19 protein-coding genes and 2 tRNA genes are annotated in these 18,450 nt (G+C 67.7%); 13 read left to right on the forward strand and 8 right to left on the reverse strand.

Annotated features, from left to right (window positions below; genetic code table 11):
- Nucleotides 1-42 precede the first annotated feature (42 nt).
- Nucleotides 43-115, forward strand: a tRNA-Asn gene (locus ACFVTR_RS09765).
- Nucleotides 116-165: 50 nt separating this feature from the next.
- Here ACFVTR_RS09765 and ACFVTR_RS09770 read toward each other — a convergent pair.
- Nucleotides 166-1,089, reverse strand: a complete 924-nt coding sequence (locus tag ACFVTR_RS09770) for a patatin-like phospholipase family protein (RefSeq protein WP_387036862.1) — start codon at nt 1,087-1,089, stop codon at nt 166-168.
- A gap of 238 nt (nt 1,090-1,327) precedes the next feature.
- Between ACFVTR_RS09770 and ACFVTR_RS09775 the strand changes: the two genes are divergently transcribed.
- From ACFVTR_RS09775 to ACFVTR_RS09785, 3 genes are read left to right on the forward strand one after another with little or no spacing between them, the layout of a single operon-like run.
- On the forward strand, nt 1,328-2,563 hold the full coding sequence (locus ACFVTR_RS09775; protein WP_387036863.1) for a Fic family protein: 1,236 nt from the start codon (nt 1,328-1,330) through the stop codon (nt 2,561-2,563).
- Nucleotides 2,556-3,353, forward strand: a complete 798-nt coding sequence (locus ACFVTR_RS09780) for an AzlC family ABC transporter permease (RefSeq protein WP_387036864.1) — start codon at nt 2,556-2,558, stop codon at nt 3,351-3,353. The genes ACFVTR_RS09775 and ACFVTR_RS09780 overlap by 8 nt, the downstream gene beginning before the upstream one ends.
- Complete coding sequence (locus ACFVTR_RS09785) at nt 3,350-3,655, forward strand: AzlD domain-containing protein (protein ID WP_157424409.1); 306 nt, start codon at nt 3,350-3,352, stop codon at nt 3,653-3,655. The genes ACFVTR_RS09780 and ACFVTR_RS09785 overlap by 4 nt, the downstream gene beginning before the upstream one ends.
- 66 nt (nt 3,656-3,721) lie before the next feature.
- Here ACFVTR_RS09785 and def read toward each other — a convergent pair whose 3' ends face one another.
- Nucleotides 3,722-4,288: a peptide deformylase gene (def, locus tag ACFVTR_RS09790; RefSeq protein ID WP_387036867.1), complete on the reverse strand. Its 567-nt coding sequence runs from the start codon at nt 4,286-4,288 to the stop codon at nt 3,722-3,724.
- Nucleotides 4,289-4,328: 40 nt separating this feature from the next.
- On the opposite strand from def, the gene ACFVTR_RS09795 reads away from it, so the two are divergent.
- The 4 genes from ACFVTR_RS09795 to ACFVTR_RS09810 all read left to right on the forward strand — a co-directional run bounded on the left by ACFVTR_RS09795 (nt 4,329) and on the right by ACFVTR_RS09810 (nt 7,030).
- Nucleotides 4,329-5,246: a DMT family transporter gene (locus ACFVTR_RS09795; protein WP_387036869.1), complete on the forward strand. Its 918-nt coding sequence runs from the start codon at nt 4,329-4,331 to the stop codon at nt 5,244-5,246.
- Nucleotides 5,247-5,403: 157 nt separating this feature from the next.
- Complete coding sequence (locus ACFVTR_RS09800) at nt 5,404-6,651, forward strand: glycosyltransferase (RefSeq protein WP_387036871.1); 1,248 nt, start codon at nt 5,404-5,406, stop codon at nt 6,649-6,651.
- A gap of 10 nt (nt 6,652-6,661) precedes the next feature.
- A tRNA-Ile gene (locus tag ACFVTR_RS09805) sits at nt 6,662-6,735 on the forward strand.
- Between the two features lie 61 nt (nt 6,736-6,796).
- A complete protein-coding gene (locus ACFVTR_RS09810; protein ID WP_387036873.1) occupies nt 6,797-7,030 on the forward strand; it encodes a helix-turn-helix domain-containing protein in 234 nt (77 codons plus the stop codon).
- A 696-nt stretch (nt 7,031-7,726) separates the two neighbouring features.
- Here ACFVTR_RS09810 and ACFVTR_RS09815 read toward each other — a convergent pair.
- Complete coding sequence (locus ACFVTR_RS09815) at nt 7,727-8,026, reverse strand: hypothetical protein (protein ID WP_387036875.1); 300 nt, start codon at nt 8,024-8,026, stop codon at nt 7,727-7,729.
- A gap of 882 nt (nt 8,027-8,908) precedes the next feature.
- Between ACFVTR_RS09815 and ACFVTR_RS09820 the strand changes: the two genes are divergently transcribed.
- Both ACFVTR_RS09820 and ACFVTR_RS09825 read left to right on the forward strand, forming a co-directional pair.
- The gene (locus ACFVTR_RS09820) at nt 8,909-9,292 is read left to right on the forward strand and encodes a hypothetical protein (RefSeq protein ID WP_387036877.1); all 384 of its coding nucleotides are present in this window, start codon (nt 8,909-8,911) and stop codon (nt 9,290-9,292) included.
- 58 nt (nt 9,293-9,350) lie between these two features.
- Complete coding sequence (locus ACFVTR_RS09825; protein ID WP_387036879.1) at nt 9,351-10,289, forward strand: hypothetical protein; 939 nt, start codon at nt 9,351-9,353, stop codon at nt 10,287-10,289.
- A gap of 393 nt (nt 10,290-10,682) precedes the next feature.
- On the opposite strand, the gene ACFVTR_RS09830 is transcribed toward ACFVTR_RS09825, so the two are convergent.
- A complete protein-coding gene (locus tag ACFVTR_RS09830; protein WP_387036880.1) occupies nt 10,683-11,264 on the reverse strand; it encodes a dihydrofolate reductase family protein in 582 nt (193 codons plus the stop codon).
- 63 nt (nt 11,265-11,327) lie between these two features.
- Nucleotides 11,328-12,134, reverse strand: a complete 807-nt coding sequence (locus tag ACFVTR_RS09835; RefSeq protein ID WP_387036882.1) for a helix-turn-helix domain-containing protein — start codon at nt 12,132-12,134, stop codon at nt 11,328-11,330.
- 180 nt (nt 12,135-12,314) lie between these two features.
- Here ACFVTR_RS09835 and ACFVTR_RS09840 point away from each other — a divergent pair, with 180 nt between their 5' ends.
- From ACFVTR_RS09840 to ACFVTR_RS09850, 3 genes are read left to right on the forward strand one after another with little or no spacing between them, the layout of a single operon-like run.
- On the forward strand, nt 12,315-12,905 hold the full coding sequence (locus ACFVTR_RS09840; RefSeq protein WP_387036885.1) for a sulfite oxidase-like oxidoreductase: 591 nt from the start codon (nt 12,315-12,317) through the stop codon (nt 12,903-12,905).
- 5 nt (nt 12,906-12,910) lie between these two features.
- The gene (locus ACFVTR_RS09845; RefSeq protein WP_387037741.1) at nt 12,911-13,669 is read left to right on the forward strand and encodes a ferredoxin reductase; all 759 of its coding nucleotides are present in this window, start codon (nt 12,911-12,913) and stop codon (nt 13,667-13,669) included.
- Complete coding sequence (locus ACFVTR_RS09850) at nt 13,669-13,923, forward strand: DUF6510 family protein (RefSeq protein ID WP_387036887.1); 255 nt, start codon at nt 13,669-13,671, stop codon at nt 13,921-13,923. Before ACFVTR_RS09845 ends, ACFVTR_RS09850 begins: the two co-directional genes overlap by 1 nt.
- Nucleotides 13,924-14,057: 134 nt before the next feature.
- On the opposite strand, the gene ACFVTR_RS09855 is transcribed toward ACFVTR_RS09850, so the two are convergent.
- The 3 genes from ACFVTR_RS09855 to ACFVTR_RS09865 form a co-directional block, all read right to left on the reverse strand.
- Nucleotides 14,058-16,340 (reverse strand): hypothetical protein, encoded by a 2,283-nt coding sequence (locus tag ACFVTR_RS09855; RefSeq protein WP_387036889.1) that lies wholly within the window; start codon nt 16,338-16,340, stop codon nt 14,058-14,060.
- 257 nt (nt 16,341-16,597) lie between these two features.
- Complete coding sequence (locus ACFVTR_RS09860) at nt 16,598-17,446, reverse strand: ABC transporter permease (protein ID WP_387036890.1); 849 nt, start codon at nt 17,444-17,446, stop codon at nt 16,598-16,600.
- On the reverse strand, nt 17,443-18,447 hold the full coding sequence (locus ACFVTR_RS09865; RefSeq protein WP_387036892.1) for an ATP-binding cassette domain-containing protein: 1,005 nt from the start codon (nt 18,445-18,447) through the stop codon (nt 17,443-17,445). The genes ACFVTR_RS09860 and ACFVTR_RS09865 overlap by 4 nt, the downstream gene beginning before the upstream one ends.
- Nucleotides 18,448-18,450: the final 3 nt, after the last annotated feature.

Below are 18,450 nucleotides of genomic sequence, written 5' to 3' on the forward strand. Positions count from 1 at the left end.
TCTCTGCACGCAAGAGGCGCCGTGAGGTCTGAATGCGCGTGATCCTCCATAGCTCAATTGGCAGAGCAATCGGCTGTTAACCGATAGGTTCTTGGTTCGAGTCCAAGTGGGGGAGCGAACAAGCCCCGCATTCCGACGGAATGCGGGGCTTTCGCGTGTGCGGCGTCAGCCCCACAACTCGGCGAGATGACCCGCCCGGGCGATGCCGAGCTCGTATCCCGCGCGAGCCGCGGCCGGACGTTGCGAGAGGTCCATCGCGTTGGCGCCGAAGAAGTGCTCCGTCGCCGGCTCGGGGACGATCGTCTCGACGCGGCTGCCGCCCGCGCGGAGCTCGTCGAGCTGGGTCTCGAGATGAGTACCCCACTCGATCGGGGTCAGCGATCGGCCGCTGAACGGCGACAGCACGAGCACGCGGTCGCACCCGGCGGCCAGATCGGCGTTCTCGGCGTTCGACCTGAAGCCGCCGTCGAGGTACCGCCGATCGCCGATCGTGTACGCGAAGCCGCTCGAGCAGCTGGCGGCGACGGCGTCGACGAGCTCGACGCCGCTGCGTCGATCGAAGACGACCGGTTCGCCGGTCTCGGCATCGATCGCCGTGAGGAATACCGCACGTTCGGGCCAGTGCGGTTGGGGCAGCCGTGCAGCGACGGTCGCGCGCCACTGGGCCTGCCGAGCGCCGTCGCTCGATGCGGGGAGTTCGAGGGCCGCTGCGCCGATGCGACGCCGGAGGTCGGCGGCGTCGGCCGACGCGTCGATGATCCGATGCATCCGCTCGAGGTGGTCGTGCACCGCCGCGCTCCGAGCACCTCCCTGCCCGGCAGGAGTCGCCGGACGATGGGGCGGGGTCGAGATCGGCGTGAGTGCGGCCTGGTACAGCTCGGCCGGGCCGGCGCCCGCCAGCTGCGCGGCAGCGGTCGAGCCGGCCGAGGTGCCGATGGTCAGCTCGGCGTCGGTCACGTCGAGACCCGCGTCATGCAGGCCGGCGACGACGCCGATCAGCCACGCGTTGCCGGTCGATCCGCCGCCGCCGAGCACCAGGGCTCGCCGCAGCGCAGAGGAGGAGGAAGAAGAAGAAGCGTTCGAGTTCATGGGAGTCGCCTTTCGCGATGCCTGGCGGCGCTCCCGGCGGCGACGAGTTCAGTCGCGCGATCGTGGACTCGGGGGAGCGCCCACTGCGGATACTGCGGTCATGGGTCTCACCTCCTGTCGACGGGTCACGATCGCCATGACGCTAGCACAGGGGTGCAATCAGTGGTCGCGGTATGACCACTTAGGTAGCTGAAGTGATACTCTCGTGCGAGAAGATGTCAGTTGAGGGGTGAGGCGTGTGAGCAATCTCGTCGAGACGCGCGACTGGCCCCCGCACGCGGTCGAGCGTCTTCCGTGGCGCCAGGCGATCCGCGGCGGCAGTCGCGACGACCGCACCCTCGACCACGTCGACGCGAGCGTTCCGCCGATGATCGCCGGGCTCGACCTTCAGGCGCCTCCGAGCCTCGCCGCCGCGTGCGAGCGCGCGGTCGTCGAGATCGCGCGGGCCGAACACGCGACCGGCGGCCTGGCCGCGCTCGGCCGGTTCCTGATGCGCACCGATTCGGTCGCCTCGAGCCGCATCGAGTACGAGGACGCGAGCGCGGAGGACTTCGCTCGAGCCCTCGCCGGCAGCCGCGCGAACAGCTCGGCGCAGAGCATGGTCGCGGCGACGCGCGCGCTGGCCGGCCTCGTCGACGAGGCCGGCGCCCGCCGTGAGATCACATGCGAGGCGATCCTCGAAGCACACCGACGGCTGCTCGGCGACGACCCGCTCGACGGGCGGTACGCCGGTCGCTGGCGCACGATGCAGAACTGGATCGGGGGCAGCGATCACGCTCCCCGTGCGGCGCTCCACGTTCCGCCGGCGCCCGGTCGGGTCGAGCCGCTCATGGACGATCTCGTCGCCTACCTCAATCGTGACGACGTGCCCATCGTCGTACAGGCGGCGGTCGGGCACGCCCAGTTCGAGTCGATCCACCCGTTCACCGACGGCAACGGCCGCATCGGGCGCGCCATCATCAATGCGGTGCTGCGGCGCCGCGGGGTCACCGGCACGAGCGTCGTGCCGGTCGCGAGCGCGCTGCTCGCGCAGCGCGAGCGCTACTTCGCCTTCATCGACGAGTACCGCGCCGGTCGCGTCGCCCCGTTCGTCGCCGACCTCGCCGAGGGGCTGCGGTTCGCGGCCGAGGAGTCGCGGGTCTCGGCCGAGCGCCTCATCGAGCTTCCGCAGCTGTGGGCGGCCGCGGTGCCGTTCCGGGCCGATTCGGCGGGGGCCAAGCTCATCGCGGCGATGCTCGATCACCCGGTCTTCTCGATCGACGAGATCGGCCGGGTCACGGGTTCGGGTCCTGCGAACCTGGCGCCCGCGGTGGCGCGGCTCGAGGCGGCCGGCGTCATCCGCGAGATCACCGGCCGCAAGCGCGACCGTGCGTGGCTCGTCACGGATGTCTCGGGCGAGCTCGACGACCTCGAACTGCGCATCGCCGGGCGGATCGCCGCCGGCGACGGCCCGACGGAGGCGCGGAATGACTGAGCGCCCGGACGACGTCCTTCCTGAGGAGACCGACGACACCGAAGAGACCGACGGCACCGTCGAGCTCGGCGTCGAGGAGCTCGCCGCCGCCCGCCGCGCGGCCCGCCGCGACGGCTTCGCGGTCGGCCTGGCCACCGCGGTCTACGGCATCTCCTTCGGCGCCCTCGCGGTCGCTGCGGGGCTCGACGTCTGGCAGACCTGCTTCCTCAGCCTCGTGATGTTCACGGGCGGCTCGCAGTTCGCCCTCGTGGGCGTGCTGGCCTCAGGCGGCGTCGCGGCGGGCGGCTCGGCGATCGCCACCGCGGCGATGCTCGGCATCCGCAACGTCATCTACGGCATGCGCATGAAGCCGCTCGTCACGCCGCCCGGCGCCGACGGCCGCCCCGCGAGCGTGTGGCGACGGGTCGCCGCGGCCTGGATCACGATCGACGAGTCGACCGCCGTCGCGCTCGCGCAGTCCGACGACCGCGCGGCCCGCACGGGCTTCTGGGTCACCGGCGTCGTCATCTTCATCGGCTGGAACCTCACCACCCTCGCCGGCGCCCTCATCGGCGACGCGATCGGTGACACCCGCGCCTGGGGGCTCGATGCCGCCGCGGCCGCAGCGTTCCTCGGACTCCTCTGGCCTCGGCTCAAGCGATTCCAGGCGGGTGCCGTCGCCGTCGGCGCCGCCGTCGTCGCGACGCTCACCACCCCGGTGCTGATGCCCGGCCTGCCGGTGCTCGTCGCCGCGGTCGTGGCCGTCGTGGTCGGCTGGTTCGACCTGTTCTCCCGGAGGCGCGCCGCATGACGACGTGGCACATCATCCTCATCGCGTCGGCGGCGACGCTCGCCCTGAAGCTCGCCGGGCACCTGGTGCCCGCCGGGTTCCTCGAACGAGAGCGTCCGGCGCGCATCGCCGACCTGCTCACCGTGGCGCTGCTCGCGGCGCTCATCGCGGTGCAGACCCTCGGCGCCGGGCAGGACATTGTCATCGATGCGCGCGTCCCCGCGGTGATCGTCGCGGCGGCGCTCTACGCGCTGCGTGTGCCGTTCGTCGTGGTCGTGATCGTCGCGGCGGCCGTCGCCGCCGGCATCCGCGCGTTCACCTGAGCGGATGCCACGTGCGCGACGCTGCACGAGCGTGCGGCGCGCCGCACGTGGCATCCGCCGTGGAACTCAGCCCTCAAGGTTGTCGACCCCTGGCATCCACTGCTGACCGGGGCGACCCCAGCCGAGCTTGCGGCTGATCTTCGCGACGATCTTCTGGTCGCGTTCGCCGAGCCGGTCGGTGTAGAGGGTGCCGTCGAGGTGGTCGAACTCGTGCTGGAAGATGCGGGCGAGCCATCCGTGGGCCTCGATCTCGAAGGGCTCGCCGTCGAGGTCGGTGGCGCGGAGGATCGCGTGCTCGGCGCGGCGCAGGCCGAAGCGCTCGCCCGGGAACGAGAGGCAGCCCTCGGACTCCTCGTCGAGGTCGGGCTCCCCGGCGGGCGGGGGAGTGATCCACAGCTCGGGGTTGATGGCGACGCCGCGCCACTTCGTGCCCTCCTCGTCGACCCAGCCGTAGGTGAAGAGGCGCAGGCCGACGCCCACCTGGGGGGCTGCGAGCCCCACGCCGGGCGCGGCATCCATCGTCTCGAACAGGTCGGCGACGAGCGTGCGCAGCTCGTCGTCGATGGTCTCGACGGGGCGGGCGGGGGAGTGCAGCACCGGATCACCGGAGATTCGAATGGGGAGCACGGCCATTCGGCAAGGATATCCGTCGGCGAACGGGTAGGGTCGTTGCGTGGATCCCGACCTGAGCGAAATCGTCGAGCAGATCCCGCTCGACCCCCAGACCTTCATCGGTATCCCGCTCGCGCTCATCGGTGCGGTCTTCCTCTCGCTCGGCGCGCAGTTCCAGCACCGCGGCGTCGTCAAGGTCGAGAAGCACACGACCGACACGCTCGGCAAGGGCCTCAACCTGAAGCAGCTCGCGCTGCTGCTCGCGCGCCCGTCGTGGGTCATCGGCACCCTCATGCTGGGCCTCGCGATCGTGTTCCAGCTCTCGAGCCTCTACTTCGCACCGCTCATCGTGGTGCAGCCGCTCGGGGCGATCGCGCTCGTCGTCACCTCGATCGTGAACTCGCGCGTGAACCACGTGCAGCTCAATCGCAAATCGATCATCGCGATCATCATGTGCGTCGGCGGCGTGTTCCTCTTCGTCGGCGTCGCCGCCTTCACCGCGGTCGACAAGCCCGTCACCGACCGCCAGTTGATCGTCATCCTCATCATCCTCGCGGTGGTGCTCGCGGTCGCCGGCATCACCTTCGTGCTCTTCCGCGCGAAGATCCGGGCGATCTACTACGTGATCATGGCCGGCGTCGTCTACGGCTTCGTCGCCACGCTCGCGAAGGTCGTGCTCGGCAAGATCGAGCAGGGCGAATTCGGCTGGCTCACGATGCTCTGCATCTTCGGCATGCTCGCGGCGACGGCCATCGGCGCGTACTTCGTGCAGAACGCCTACGCCTCGGGCCCGCCCGACCTCGTCATCGCCGGCCTCACCGTCGTCGACCCGCTCGTCGCCGTCATCATCGGCATCGCCGTCCTCGGCGAGGCGTCGCAGGCGCCGCTGTGGGCGATCATCGTCTACGTCGTGTCGGGCGCGATCGCCGTGTGGGGCGTCTTCCAGCTCGCGAGGAACCACCCGCAGACGAGGCTCTGAGCGCGTTTCGCCCCGAGCTTCCGACATGCGCTTACGGCATCCGCACGGCTGCGCTGCGTAGACTAGGGTCGGATTCAGTCCGGAGCGCCCATCGCGCGCGCCGTGGACTCGACGGGACCGACCGTCCCGCCCCCAGAACTGTGAGGAAACACGACCCGTGTCTGACACCCCCGGTGCGAGTACGCCCGCCGGCGCCGAGCTCGATCGCCCCCTCAAGATCCTGATCGGTGCCGACACCTTCGCCCCCGACGTCAACGGTGCCGCCCGCTTCGCCGAGCGCCTCGCCGCAGGTCTCGTCGAACGAGGCCACGACGTGCACATCATGGCCCCGGCCGCGAGCCGCAAGCACGGCACCTGGAAAGAGGTGCACGAGGGGCAGGAGCTCACCGCGCACCGCCTGCTCAGCTGGCGCTGGTACCCGCACGACTGGCTGCGCTTCGCGCTGCCGTGGCGCATCCGGCAGAACAGCGCCCGCGTCATCGACGAGGTGAAGCCCGACGTCGTGCACTTCCAATCGCACATCGTCGTCGGCCGAGGGCTCTCGATCGAAGCGCAGAAGCGCGGCATCCGCATCATCGGCACGAACCACGTCATGCCCGAGAACATGCTCGAGTTCTCGCTGCTGCCGAAGGCCTGGCAGGACTGGGCCGTCGGCCTCGCCTGGAAGGCTGCGGGCCGTACCTTCGGCCGCGCCGAGGCCGTGACCACGCCGACCCGCCGCGCCGCGCAGTTCCTCGAGAAGCACACCGGCCTCGAGAACGTGCACGCCATCTCCTGCGGCATCGACGCGCACAAGTACTCGCCCAACTGGGACGAGCGCACCGAGAACCGCATCCTCTTCGTCGGCCGCGTGACCGGTGAGAAGCAGATCGACGTGCTGCTGCGCGCCCTGAAGCTGCTGCCGGCCTCGCTCGACGCGAAGGTCGAGATCGTCGGCGGGGGCGACCAGAAGCGCAACCTCGAGCACCTCGCCGTCGAGCTCGGCATCGCCGACCGGGTGACCTTCACCGGCTACGTCACCGACGAGGAGCTGCGCGAGGCCTACCACCGGGCATCCGTGCTCGCGATGCCCTCGATCGCCGAACTGCAGTCGATCGTGACGATGGAGGCCATGGCCTCGGCGCTGCCCGTCGTGGCCGCGAACGCGATGGCACTGCCGCACCTCGTGCACGACGGCGAGAACGGCTACCTCTTCGAGCCGTCGAACCCCGAAGACCTTGCGGCGAAGCTCCGCACCGTGCTCGAGGCGTCGCCCGACGAGTACCGCCGGCTGAAAGAGGAGTCGATCCGGCTCATCGCCGCCCACGACATCCAGCGCACGCTCTCGACGTTCGAGAGCCTGTATCGTGGGAGGCCGGTGACCGACCCGGTCACCGATGTCGCGCCGGCAGCGCTCCCCGAGTGACGCGGCGCGCGGGGCGGTAGCTCAGCCGGTCAGAGCAGTGGACTCATAATCCATCGGTCACGGGTTCAAGTCCCGTCCGCCCTACCTTGATTTCTGTCTGATCAGTGAACTGGGTACGTTGCAGCGCAACGTGTACCTGTCCACTATGGACACCGAACGATTTGCAGGGCTCGGACTCGAGCCAGTGCTGACGACAAGCGAACTCACCGAGTATCTCGGCGTGCACGTACAGGCGATCTACGACTTGCGCACCGATGGCCGAGGGCTGGCTGGCATCCGCGTGGGACGAGAGATCCGCTTCCGCATCTCCGACGTGTTGCACCGGCTGGAAGGTATGCACGAACCTGGGAACGCGATCGCTGGATCGGGCGAGCAGTGATGGCGGGCCGGCCACGCCAGCCCGTCGGCACCTTCGGATCGATTGCCACGACTGAATACGCACCGGGGAGGTTTCGTGCCACCACGAGAATTCGCGACTGGGACGGTCGATCTCGAAGAGTCACCGCCACGGCGAAGAGCCGGAAGGGCGCGGAGACCGTCCTCAAACTCGAGCTCGCGGGTCGGATGCGTGCGAGCGGCGGTCCCGATCACGTGACAGTACATGCTCGGCTCCAATCAGGATGCTTCGCATGGAGTTGTGCCATCCGCCGCAACGACATTCTTGGTTGGGGCATCGAGCGAGCTGTTCGACCTGCTGATGGCTGAGGTGCACGTGCTCCCGGCTTACCTTGCGGCAAGCCAACGCCTCGGGCGTGATTTGAGGGGATGCGGCGGTCCCTCACGGCCGCGTCAAGAATGGCCGCGAGCACGCCACGGGACGACACTTCGTGCCTGTCCGCGCCAATGACCACGTCGCCACCGCAGGTGCGGCCAACTGAGACAGGGGTCAACAGTGTCGGGGCGATTCACCCCATCGACTCGAGGTACGCACGTGCGGGTGAATAGCCGAGGCTCAACAAGGTGTTGAGGGTCTGTCGGGCCAACGGCGCATTGGTAGATGCGATCTGAGTCGCCGCGGTCAGGAGCTGTTCAACGAATGGAGGCGGCGTCATGTTGCTCTGCATCAGATGGTTGGCTACGCGAAGGTAGCTCCGCGAGTCCAGTCGATCGCCTCGGCCCCGATGTTGCGCGGCTCCTCGTAGACCACGCGGTACCGGACCTTCGCGATGACCGGGACCGGCGCCTGCGGCTCCACACGCCGGCCGGTCGCTCGGACTTCGCGTGTCGTGAGCGAAACCGGCGAGCCGTCCTTGGCCAGTTCGAGCGCGATCTCATCGCGGCGTTCGTCGGGTCGTCGATCATTTCCGGACGAGCACCGTCCGGCAAGAGGTCTATGGATAAGCTCGCCAAGCTGGATGCTTTCACGGGTGCCCACGCTCCTCGTCAGCGTCCGAGGTAACCGCGCGCCCCTTCTTGGTCGAAGCCGTCATCCCACGTTGCTCACCCGCGACAAGGGGATCCTCGCGGCGAGCTAGTAGTGGTTTCCGCCGCCTCCCTGAATACGCATCCCCGTCGAGCTCTCGCGGTCACTTGCGAGTCCCAGCTGGACAACGATGCCGTTCGGCCAATGAATCACAGCGGCGATTGCCGTCGTTGTCGCGGGAGCGTAGTGTGTGGCGCATTGAGGCGGTCAGCGGTTGAAGAAGTCAAACCTGTGCCGGTCTGAGTTAGTAGCGCGGTGCGGATCGACGACACCGTGGGGCCGAGCACGTGTTCCATTCATCAGAGTTGACATTCGACGCCAGTACGCAGGTTCCCGGTCATACCCGGGACTGGAGCGTCAGGCTGCCTTCGAGGCAGGTCAGGCGGGCAATGGCGATGGCGTCACCACCGGCACTGTCCCGGTGCAAGAGGGCTGCCCAAGAGCGATTCCATGTCCGGCGGCGTCTCGACGAAGCGGAGGCATTAAGTCTCCGTATCACGCGCCTCATCAGCTACGCGGACGCGGTTGGTGTTCGCGGCCTAAGGCTGGAGGATGACGTCCTCGCTTGGGGGAGGTAGGACTGTGGCTTTCACATTCGAACGCGTGCGAGTTGGGCTGGTTCTTCTCGTTGGTGTGCTGCTCGTCGGGTGTTCGCCGATCGGGTCCGCCTCGACGGGTGAGGTATCGACACCCTCGCCAACTCCTTCCACGACCGAGACGCCCACGTCGACCCCGCCCGCCCCTGGATCCGATTCTCCTGGCAGTGATCAAGATGAGGGAGAGGCTGACGAGCCATCCGGGCCGGACGCGATCACCAGTCCGCTGCGGATCCCCTTGCCCACAGACGAGCTGATGGGGATGAATTTCGCCTCGGGTCTGGCCGACCTGCAGTCGGGAATCAGTTCGGCCTGCGGAGGCGCGCAATGTGTCTCTGTGACGAAGGTCGGGCTGAGCCTAGAGCTCGAGGACGGCACGGTGTGCGACACCATTCGCGAGGTAGAGGGTTCGGTGTTGAACCCTCCTCCAGAGTCTGGCGCCTACGTCGACGTTCCCGCAGGGGGCAACATCGTCGTTTTCGTCAACGTGCGCTGCGAGGATCTGCCGCCGGGCGACGAAGACGTCACTCCGAGCGACGACCCTGAAGGTGATGACCCACAACCCTCACTCATTCCTGCGCCCGAGCTTCCGGAGCCCGGCAACGGACTGATCGAGAAATGAAACGCGGCCGAGCGTGAAACGGCAATCCCGGAAACCGGTTAACGCAGGGCCCACCACGATGGACGCGGTCGCACACCCCCCCGGAGAGCCGCGCGACATCGAACGTGCGGCTGAGCCGGGACCTTGGCGGGTGGTGAAGGGGATAGCGGCGATCATCACTCCCTTGACTCTGATTACCGCGTTGATGTTCTACTTCGGCCTCATTCATGCGTACTGGTTCTTTGGCGGATTCGGCGTGGACTACAGCGTCTTCGAACTCTCCCCTGAGGACTACATCCTCCGGAGCGCGGACGGGTTGCTGTTTCCGTTCAGCATCGCGTCCCTAGCAGTATTGTTCGTGGCGTGGCTGTTTCAGTTGCTCGCACCGCAGTTGAGTCAGGAATCCATCCATCGCATCGTGCAAGTCGCAGCACCCGTCTTCTCGTTGCTCGGGCTCGCGCTCACCACCGTCGCTGGTGTGGCGTTTGTGCGACCTACGTGGTTCCTAGACCGTCCGTCACTCGGCGGCCTTGCGCTTGTCTTCGGCGTTCTCCTGTTGGAAGGAGCGATCGCGTCGATGCGCCGGCTCGGGGTGCGGAGTGACCGGCCACCCCGGCGGCGGAGCGCGTCATGGGCGGTCACAGAATGGACAGCTGTCATCATGCTGATCAGCGTCGGTCTGTTCTGGGCTGTGGGCGATTGGTCTGCCCGTGTCGGATCTCAACGCGCAGAAGACGTCGTCCGCGCCCTGCCTACATGGCCAAGTGTCGTCGTCTATTCGGAGCGAAGTCTGAGCCTTGGCGGCGAAGGAGTGACTGAGACGGCGTGCTCCGATGCGGAAGGAGCTTTCGGCTATCGCTATGACGGCCTCACGTTGATCACACAGGAAGGAGGTCAGCTCCTGTTGCTGCCCCGAGCCTGGACGGCCACAGACGGCACCGCCATCGTGCTGACAAAAACCGACTCCCTGCGACTCGAGTTCAGCCTAACTACCACAGAGCCCGCACCGAAATGCTGACTAGGAGCTGCCTGCCGCCATCACTCCGGCGGTTGAGCCCCACTTGAGCGGCTTCATCTTGGCATCAGGGAATCGCCTAGATCGCACGGGGCGTGCACGACAAGATCGATGCGCGAGCATCAGCGTCGCGGGCTCTCAGCAGCAGATCTCGACCACATATTCACCGCCAATCGATCCGAGGGCCTTCCAAGTGGACCGAGGAGCAGGCGGGGTATTCTGGAGGAGTTCGAATGTGACGCACGAGAAGATGCTGATCAGCGCCAGATCAGTCGAGGCATCGCCAGCGGTTGGGGAAACTCTGAAATCGCAGTCGGCTCCCATCGGTCACGGGTTCAAGTCCCGTCCGCCCTACGCATCGGATTCTCGCCCACGAGGCGGCGGCGCTGAGATCGGTCAACGACGCACCTGATACCGCAGGTGAAGCACCCGGTTGCCCTGAACCACCACGTCGGGATCCTCCAGCAGGTGCTGCGAGTCGACGGAGCCGAAGTAGCGCTTGCCGGACCCGAGCACGACGGGTGCGACGTCCATGCGTACTTCGTCGACGAAACCTGCGGCGAGCGCTTGGCCGCCGACGTCGCCGGCGGCGATCTCGACCGTGCGGTCACCCGCGAGCTCCTTCGCCGTGGCCACGGCCGCCTCGATCCCGTCGACGAAGTGAAACGCCGCGTTGGAGTCCCAGCCCTCGGGCGCCGGCCGGTGCGTCACGACGACCACGTGGTCGATCCCGCTCGGAGGCTTCCCGTCCCAGCCGTCCGTGAGGTCGAAGACGTGGCGGCCGGCGATCGTCACCCCGATCTGGTCCCAGTACGGCCGGATGTGGTCGTACGACGCCTGCGACACGTTCAGTACGCCGCTGTCGTCCAACGGCACGTCGCCGCTGACCAACCATTCGAACAGTGGACCGGGATCGTCGTTCTCAGCCGCGATGAAACCATCCACCGAGACCGACGCATTCATGACCACTTTTCCCATGGGTTCCTCCTCTGTCTGAAGTCCCAAGTCTCGTGTGTCGAGAGCGGTCGCTCTTGTAAGGAATCAATCCGCTGGCAGCGGCCAGCCGTCCAGCTCGTGGTCGGGATGTTCGCGTTGAAAGCGCTGTCGGACTTCGACATACCGCGTCGGCGTCAGCCCGGTGAACTCCCGGAACTCGTGGACGAAGTGGGCCTGGTCGAAGTAGCCCGCGGCGGCGGCGACGTCGCCCCAGTCAATCGGTGCGGCGACGTCGAGCGCCAACACGGTGGCGGTGAATCGGTAGCTGCGCGCCAGTCGTTTCGGTGTGATGCCGATGATGTCCTTGAATCGCTTCGCCACGTACGTGCTGCTAGCGCGGGCGGCGACGCCGAGTTCGCTGATCGGCACTGCTCCACGGGTCTCCGCGATGGCGCTGCTCAGGTGGCGGACGAGATCCAGGCCGTCGATCGGGCGCAGCCGTCGCACCAGTTCCTCCTCGAGCAACATCAGCATTTCGTGCGGTGCGCCGGCCAAGTCCAGCCGGTGTCGCAACTCGGCGACCTCGGACCGACCCCAGATCTGCTCCACCGTCGCCGGTCGGTCGCACAACTCGGCCGCGGGCATCGGAAGGAACGGTGCCAGCCCCCATGGCCTGAAGTGGACGCCCACGGACCGCGTCGGGGTCGGGTAGCCGAACTCCCACGCATGGGTGGGCGTGGTGACCGCGCAGCCATCGGCGTATTCCACGGTTTCGACGTCGGTGCCTGCGCGGATGAGGAACGGCGCCCCGAGATTGACAATGAGCAACGGCGCGGGCGCCGCCGGCAGCAACAGCCGGGAGTACGGCGGAACGCCATCCAGGTAGTAGAGGTCGCCGATCAGCCCGTCCAACGGCGGACCGGGCACCCTGGACACATACTCCACATCCACAGTATTGCCGACGCTTCCAACTCGGGGAGGTGAGTGAGGCGATCGCCAGCCGTCGGTCCGTAGCGCGTCGCGCGGCGGCGTGGCAGGCTGAGCCTGTACGCGACCGCCGCGGCGGCGGCCGCTCCCGCGAAGGGGGTCGCGATGTCGTTCGTCACCAGGGGCTTCACCGGTCGCGATCGTGAACGCGACGATCGTCTTCCGCCCGGGCAGACGCTGGTGCACGACTTCCCGGTGCTGTCGGCCGGGCCGACGCCGGAGGTCGACACCGCCGAGTGGGAGTTCGCCATCCGCTCCGAGCAGGGCGAGCGGAGGTGGAACTGGGACGAGTTCATGCAGCTCGAGATCGAGGACATCACGACCGACATCCACTGCGTCACGCACTGGTCGAAACTCGGCACCACCTGGCGAGGCATCTCGCTCGACACGCTGTTCGCCGACGTCGACACCGAGTACGACTACGTGATGGCGCACAGCTACGGCGGCTACACGACGAACGTGCCGCTCGACGATCTGCTCGACGGCAAGGCCTGGGTGGCATTCGAGTTCGAGGGCGAGCCGCTCGACCCCGAGCACGGCGGGCCGGCGCGACTGCTCGTGCCGCACCTCTACTTCTGGAAGAGCGCGAAGTGGGTACGCGGGCTGGAACTCATGCCCGGCGACGACCCTGGTTTCTGGGAGCAGAACGGCTATCACCTCCACGGCGATCCGTGGCAGGAGGAGCGCTATTGGTGACCGGGATGCCGCAGCTCGCCACTGCGCCGCGAACCGGGTGGCACGTCGCCGAGGTGGTCGACACTCGGCGCGAGACCCCGTCGGCGGCGCGCATCTCGCTCGACGTGGCCGGCTGGCCCGGCAATCTGGCGGGCCAGCATCTCGACGTGCGTCTGACCGCGCCCGACGGCTACACGGCGACGCGTTCGTACTCGATCGCCTCGTCGGGCGACGGCGAGCGCGTGGTGCTCGCGGTCGACCGGCTTCCCGACGGCGAGGTGTCGCCGTTCCTCGTCGACGAACTGCGCCCCGGCGACCGGTTCGAGGTGCACGGGCCGCTCGGCGCGTTCTTCGTGTGGCAGCCGCCCGCTGCAGGGGCCGTCGGCCGGCCGGTGCAGCTCATCGCCGGTGGATCGGGCGTCGTGCCGTTGGTCGCCATGGCGCGAGCCCATGCCGACGCGGGCGATGCGACGCCATTCCGGCTGCTCTACTCGGTGCGCACGCCTGCCGACGTGTTCTTCGCGGCCGAGCTCGAGGAGGCGCACCGCGGGCCCGCCCCGCTCGCCGTCGACGTCGTCTACACGCGGACTGCGCCTGCCGGCACGGGTGCTCCCGTCGGCCGGATCACTCGCGAACGCCTCGCTGCGGCGGCGATCGACGCCGCGGCAGGGCCGATCGTGTACGTCTGCGGCTCGACAGGCTTCGTCGAGCGCGTCGCCGCCTGGCTCATCGAACTCGGCCATGACCAGGGCGCAATCCGCACCGAACGCTACGGAGGAACCTGATGCAGCACTTCGACGGCAATCTGCTCGCGGGCCCGCTCGCCGGGGTGTTCGCGTTCGACCCGACGACGGCGCGTGCACGATGCAACGGCTGCGGCGCGGTCGCGGAACTGGCGACCGCGCTCGTCTATCGCAGCGCAGCGGGCAGCGTCGCGCGGTGCCGCGGTTGCGGAGCCGTGCTGCTCACACTCGTCGAAGGCGACGGCCGGATGTTCCTGAACCTCACCGGCACCGGGGCCATCGAGATCATGACATAGCAATCGGGTGCTCATCGGGTGGTCCTGAGCGCGTCCCGATCGGGAGCGCATTCAGCTCCGCCGAATCACCCTTGTTCTATCGGAGACGCAGCCGGAGGTGGCGCCCCGGGGCAGGAGCCCCGGGGCGCCACGGCTCAGCCGGCAGCCGGTATCGTCGCGTCGTCGATGACGAACGACGTCTGCAGCGAAGCATCCTCGCTGCCCGTGAAGGTGAGCGTGACGGTCTGGCCCGCGTAGGCTCCGAGTGCGTGGCTCCGCTTGGTATATCCGGCCTCATCGAGGTTGGACCATTGCGCGAGTGTCGACGCCGAGCCGCCCGACGGTGTCACCGTGAGCCGCATCGTGTCGTATGGATTCGGCAGGTTCTCCGCGGAATCGATGCGCAGCCAGTACTCGAGCTTCGCGTTCGTGCAGCCGGCGGGAATCGTGACGGTCTGGCTGAGTATCTCGGTGTTCGCGGTGCCGAAGCCGTTGAGCCACGCCTTCCACGATCCTGTGCGAGGCGGTTGCAGTGCCGTGCGGCTGTCGATCACGCCAGGGCTCGCCGACCAGGGGGCGGCGGTTCCGGTCTCGAAGCCGCCGTTGCCGAGCAACTCCGCCCGGGCGCAGGTTCCACCCCCGCCGCCCCCGGCCATGGGCGCGAGCTTGTTCGACTGCACCACGGCGTTGCTCCAGGCGAACTCGTTGTTGTCGCTGAACACGTAGTAGCTCGAACCGTTCGGCATGAGCACGACCGAGATGCCGCCGAATCCCGACATGAACGGTACGGAGAACGGCGTCGTGAATGCGCTGTTGTCGGCTGAGCTGAAGTCGCGTGCCCAGAACGCGTTGTTGTAGTGGAAAGGCACCGATCCGGTCGTGACGATGCCACGGTTCGAAGGGTCGCGCTGCATCGTGGCATCGAGGATACCCGGGTGCAGCACCTGGTTGCCGCCGGCGACGCCGTCGTCGACGGTGAGCAGCTTCGCGACCTTGGCGATGTCGTCCTGCGTCCAGAACATGCCGTAGCCGCCGAAGGCCGCGCCCGTCGACGAGTTGCCGGTCCGCAGCGTGGTGAGCGAGTCTGGGCCGACACCCGCCGGCTTCAGCACCTCGTCGCGCAGCATCGCGAAGAGCTCGGCCCCCGAGCCGGCATTGTCCTTCAGGATGTCGTCCATCGCGCGCGTCGCCAGGAAGGTGTCGGAGGTGTGATAGGTCCAGATGCTCCCCGGCGCGGCCTTGTGCGGGAATGACAGCGCGGCGGTCATCTTGTCGGCGTAGCTCTCCGCGACGAAGAACGACGACATCGTCGATCCCGCCTCATCGACCTCGTAGTCGGGCGAGGTGTAGTTGCCGGTCGCCATGTTGAGCGCGTGCTGCACGGTCACCCCGTTCCACGCGCTCGAGCCGGCCTCGGCGACGTGGTCGCGCACCAGTTCGCCCGCGACCGAGGTGCCGTACTTCTGGCCGAGACGCATGAGCGCCATGCCCCCGAACGCCGATTTCGCGGTCGAGTACGAGGGCAGCAGAAGCTGCCCGCAATACGGGTACGATCCCTGTCTCGTCGGGCAGGAACCGACGTAATTGACGCCGCCGTACAGGAACCCGTAGGTGCTGAGGGCGGTTGCGGTGATTCCTCCGCCGAAGGCAGCGAGGTCGACACCGGCTGACGGGTAGTCGGTGGCGAGCGCGGCGATCGGCTTGGTCGGCAGTCGGCCGGCAACCTCGGCCGCATACGCGTTCTTCGCCGCCTCCGCGCCGGACACCGTCGCGGGTGTGTACGTCGCGCCGGTCTGGCCCCACAAGTCGAACTGGAAGTACTCGCAGGTCTCGCTGGTGACCTGGTAGCGCACCTTCGACACCGAGGACGCGGTGAAGAGGAACGTGAGCACACCGTTGTGCACGCAGTTTGCGTTGCGCTCGATGAGCGCGAAGGGCAGAGCGGCGCGGGTCTGTCCGCTGTCGCCGTTCTCGTTCCACGCGCGTCCGGCGCCGACCGCGAGATTCCAGTACGGGCTGCCGGTGATCTGCAGGCCGCGCGCGGTCGGCACGAGATGGCTGCCGTTCTGCACGAGCTGAACCGAGAACGGTGGCAGATGCTTGAGTGCGGCGGTCGCGGCGTAGCCGTAGGTGTCCTTCAGCGTCGTGAAGCTCCCGGAGGTGGCGACACCGGTGAGCGCGAGCGTGCCTTCGAAAGAGTTCGTGGGCGCGGCGGCGCTCGAGGGGAGCGCGAACGCGCTGTTCGCCACCGTCGCTGAAGGTGCGGTGGTCGCCGCAAGCTGTGCGGCGGTGAGGACGGTGCGACTCACCGCTCCCGAGCCGGTGAGCGGGTCGCCGGGCACAGGTGAGACGGCGGCCGAGGCGGGTGCGACGCCGAGGCCGACGAAGAAGGCGGCGGCGAGCGTGCTGCAGACGAGGATCGATACGGGGCGACGCACGGGAACTCCTTCAGGTCATCCGAAAGCGGGGGTCGATCGGGCCCCAGTGTGACGTGCTGGATGGCGCACCGTCCACGACCCATCCGGTTCTGCTGCGATGCCCGCTGAGCATCGCAGTCACCGGCCAGGTCGGGTCGCTTCCAGACGCCGGAGGTGAATGCGCTCAGTCGGGGATCACTGCTCGAACGCGGGCCGACCGAGCCGGCCGGCAGATCCTCGAGCCATGCGGCTGCCCCCAGAAACTCTGTTCGATGAGCTCACGACCTGGTCGACACCCGGCCGAACTTTCGGATCGACAGCGGCACGAAGACGAGCAGCATGAGGGCGATGCCGATGAGCGAGGTGGCGATCGGGTTCTGCAGCGTCCACACGTCGGGTTCTGGGTATCCGGGCGGCACGTTGCCGAACAGTTCGCGCGCAGCGAGCACGAGCGCCGAAACCGGGTTGTACTCAGCGAATGTCTGGAGCGGACCCGGCAGGGTCTCTGACGGCACGAACGCGTTCGACAGGAAGGTGAGCGGGAAGAGAATGATGAATGCGGCATTGTTGATGACCTCGGGGCTGCGAACGCTCATGCCGAGGAACGCCATCACCCACGAGAACGCGTAGCCGAAGAGCAGCAGGAGCGCGATGCCGGCGAGCCCCTCCCAGACGCTCGTGGTGATGCGCCAGCCGACGATCAGACCCGCGACGATCATGACGACCATCGAGAGGGAGTTGATCACGAGGTCGCCGTTGGTTCGGCCGATGAGCACCGCCGAGTGGCTGATGGGCAAGGTGCGGAAGCGGTCGATGATGCCGTTCTTCAGATCCTGCGCCATCGCCGAGCCCGACCACGTCGAACCGAACACGATGGTCTGCGCGAAAATGCCGGCCATGATGAACTCGGTGTAGCTGATGCCCGGAATGTCGATCACCCCCTCGTACACGTATGTGAATAGCAGCACGAACATGATCGGCTGCAGGGTCGTGAACACGAGCACGTCAGGCACGCGCTTGATCTTGATGAGGTTGCGCTTCGTCGTCGCCCATCCGTCGGTGTACCAGGTGTTGAGCCCAGTCGGACGACGGAGACCAGATGCCGCCGGTCGCGCGATCGTCGTCATGGGCCCGCCTCCGCCCGCTCGTGCGCCGGCTGGTCGGCGGCGTTATCGGTCTCGGCCAAGTGGCCGGTGAGCTTCAGGAACACGTCGTCGAGCGTCGGGCGCCGCATGCCTGCGTCATGCATGCGCACCCCGACCGCGTTGAGTTCGGTGAGCGTGGACTCGAGTGCGCGTGGGCCCTCGGTCACGCCGACGGTGAACGTGCGCCCGTCGTCGGATGTGCGAGGATCGGATGCTCCGTGCCGCTCGAGCACCGCGAGCACGAGACCGGCGTCACCCGGGTCGACGACGGTGAGCTCGATCTGCTGCCCGCCGACCTGTGCCTTCAGCTCGTCGGCGGTGCCCTCGGCGATGACGAGCCCGCCGTCGATCACAGAGATCGCGTCGGCGAGCCGGTCGGCCTCCTCGAGGTACTGGGTTGTGAGGAACACCGTCGTGCCCTCACTGACGAGGCCCTGGATGATCTCCCACATCCCCAAGCGGCTACGCGGATCGAGACCCGTCGTCGGCTCGTCGAGGAAGAGCACCTGGGGCTTCGAGAAGATCGCGCCTGCGAGGTCGATGCGGCGCCGCATGCCGCCCGAGAAGCCTTTCACCGGTCGGTTCTGCGCCTCGCTGAGCTCGAACGCATCGATGAGCTCGTGCGCCCGGCGTCGCGACTCACGGGCCGGGTAATGATAGAGGCGACCCACCATGTCGAGGTTCTCGAGCCCGGTGAGGTCTTCGTCGACGGCGGCGTACTGGCCCGACACCCCGATAATTGGGCGCACCTCATCGCCGTGCCTCAGCACGTCGATACCGCCGATGGTCGCGGTGCCCTCGTCTGGCACGAGGAGCGTGGTGAACACCTTGACTGCGGTGGTCTTGCCAGCGCCGTTGGGGCCGAGGAGCGCGCGCACCGTGCCCTGCTCGACCGACAGGTCGACGCCGGCGAGCGCTGCTACCGGTGGCGCCTTGCGCACTTGGTAGCGCTTGACGAGCCCCCGGGCCTCGATGAAGGCCATGTG

The sequence above is a fragment of the Agromyces sp. NPDC058126 genome (genome assembly GCF_042884595.1).
Classification (GTDB): domain Bacteria; phylum Actinomycetota; class Actinomycetes; order Actinomycetales; family Microbacteriaceae; genus Agromyces.

What these genes read in the sequence shown, in the direction of transcription:
- ACFVTR_RS09840 (WP_387036885.1), top strand. Translation starts at nt 12,315, where the DNA reads ATGTCGTTCGTCACCAGGGGCTTCACCGGTCGCGATCGTGAACGCGAC.
- ACFVTR_RS09850 (WP_387036887.1), top strand. Translation starts at nt 13,669, where the DNA reads ATGCAGCACTTCGACGGCAATCTGCTCGCGGGCCCGCTCGCCGGGGTG.
- ACFVTR_RS09810 (WP_387036873.1), top strand. Translation starts at nt 6,797, where the DNA reads ATGGACACCGAACGATTTGCAGGGCTCGGACTCGAGCCAGTGCTGACG.
- ACFVTR_RS09770 (WP_387036862.1), bottom strand. Translation starts at nt 1,089, where the DNA reads ATGAACTCGAACGCTTCTTCTTCTTCCTCCTCCTCTGCGCTGCGGCGA.
- ACFVTR_RS09845 (WP_387037741.1), top strand. Translation starts at nt 12,911, where the DNA reads ATGCCGCAGCTCGCCACTGCGCCGCGAACCGGGTGGCACGTCGCCGAG.
- ACFVTR_RS09865 (WP_387036892.1), bottom strand. Translation starts at nt 18,447, where the DNA reads ATGGCCTTCATCGAGGCCCGGGGGCTCGTCAAGCGCTACCAAGTGCGC.
- ACFVTR_RS09830 (WP_387036880.1), bottom strand. Translation starts at nt 11,264, where the DNA reads ATGGGAAAAGTGGTCATGAATGCGTCGGTCTCGGTGGATGGTTTCATC.
- ACFVTR_RS09785 (WP_157424409.1), top strand. Translation starts at nt 3,350, where the DNA reads ATGACGACGTGGCACATCATCCTCATCGCGTCGGCGGCGACGCTCGCC.
- ACFVTR_RS09825 (WP_387036879.1), top strand. Translation starts at nt 9,351, where the DNA reads ATGGACGCGGTCGCACACCCCCCCGGAGAGCCGCGCGACATCGAACGT.
- ACFVTR_RS09860 (WP_387036890.1), bottom strand. Translation starts at nt 17,446, where the DNA reads ATGACGACGATCGCGCGACCGGCGGCATCTGGTCTCCGTCGTCCGACT.
- def (WP_387036867.1), bottom strand. Translation starts at nt 4,288, where the DNA reads ATGGCCGTGCTCCCCATTCGAATCTCCGGTGATCCGGTGCTGCACTCC.
- ACFVTR_RS09780 (WP_387036864.1), top strand. Translation starts at nt 2,556, where the DNA reads ATGACTGAGCGCCCGGACGACGTCCTTCCTGAGGAGACCGACGACACC.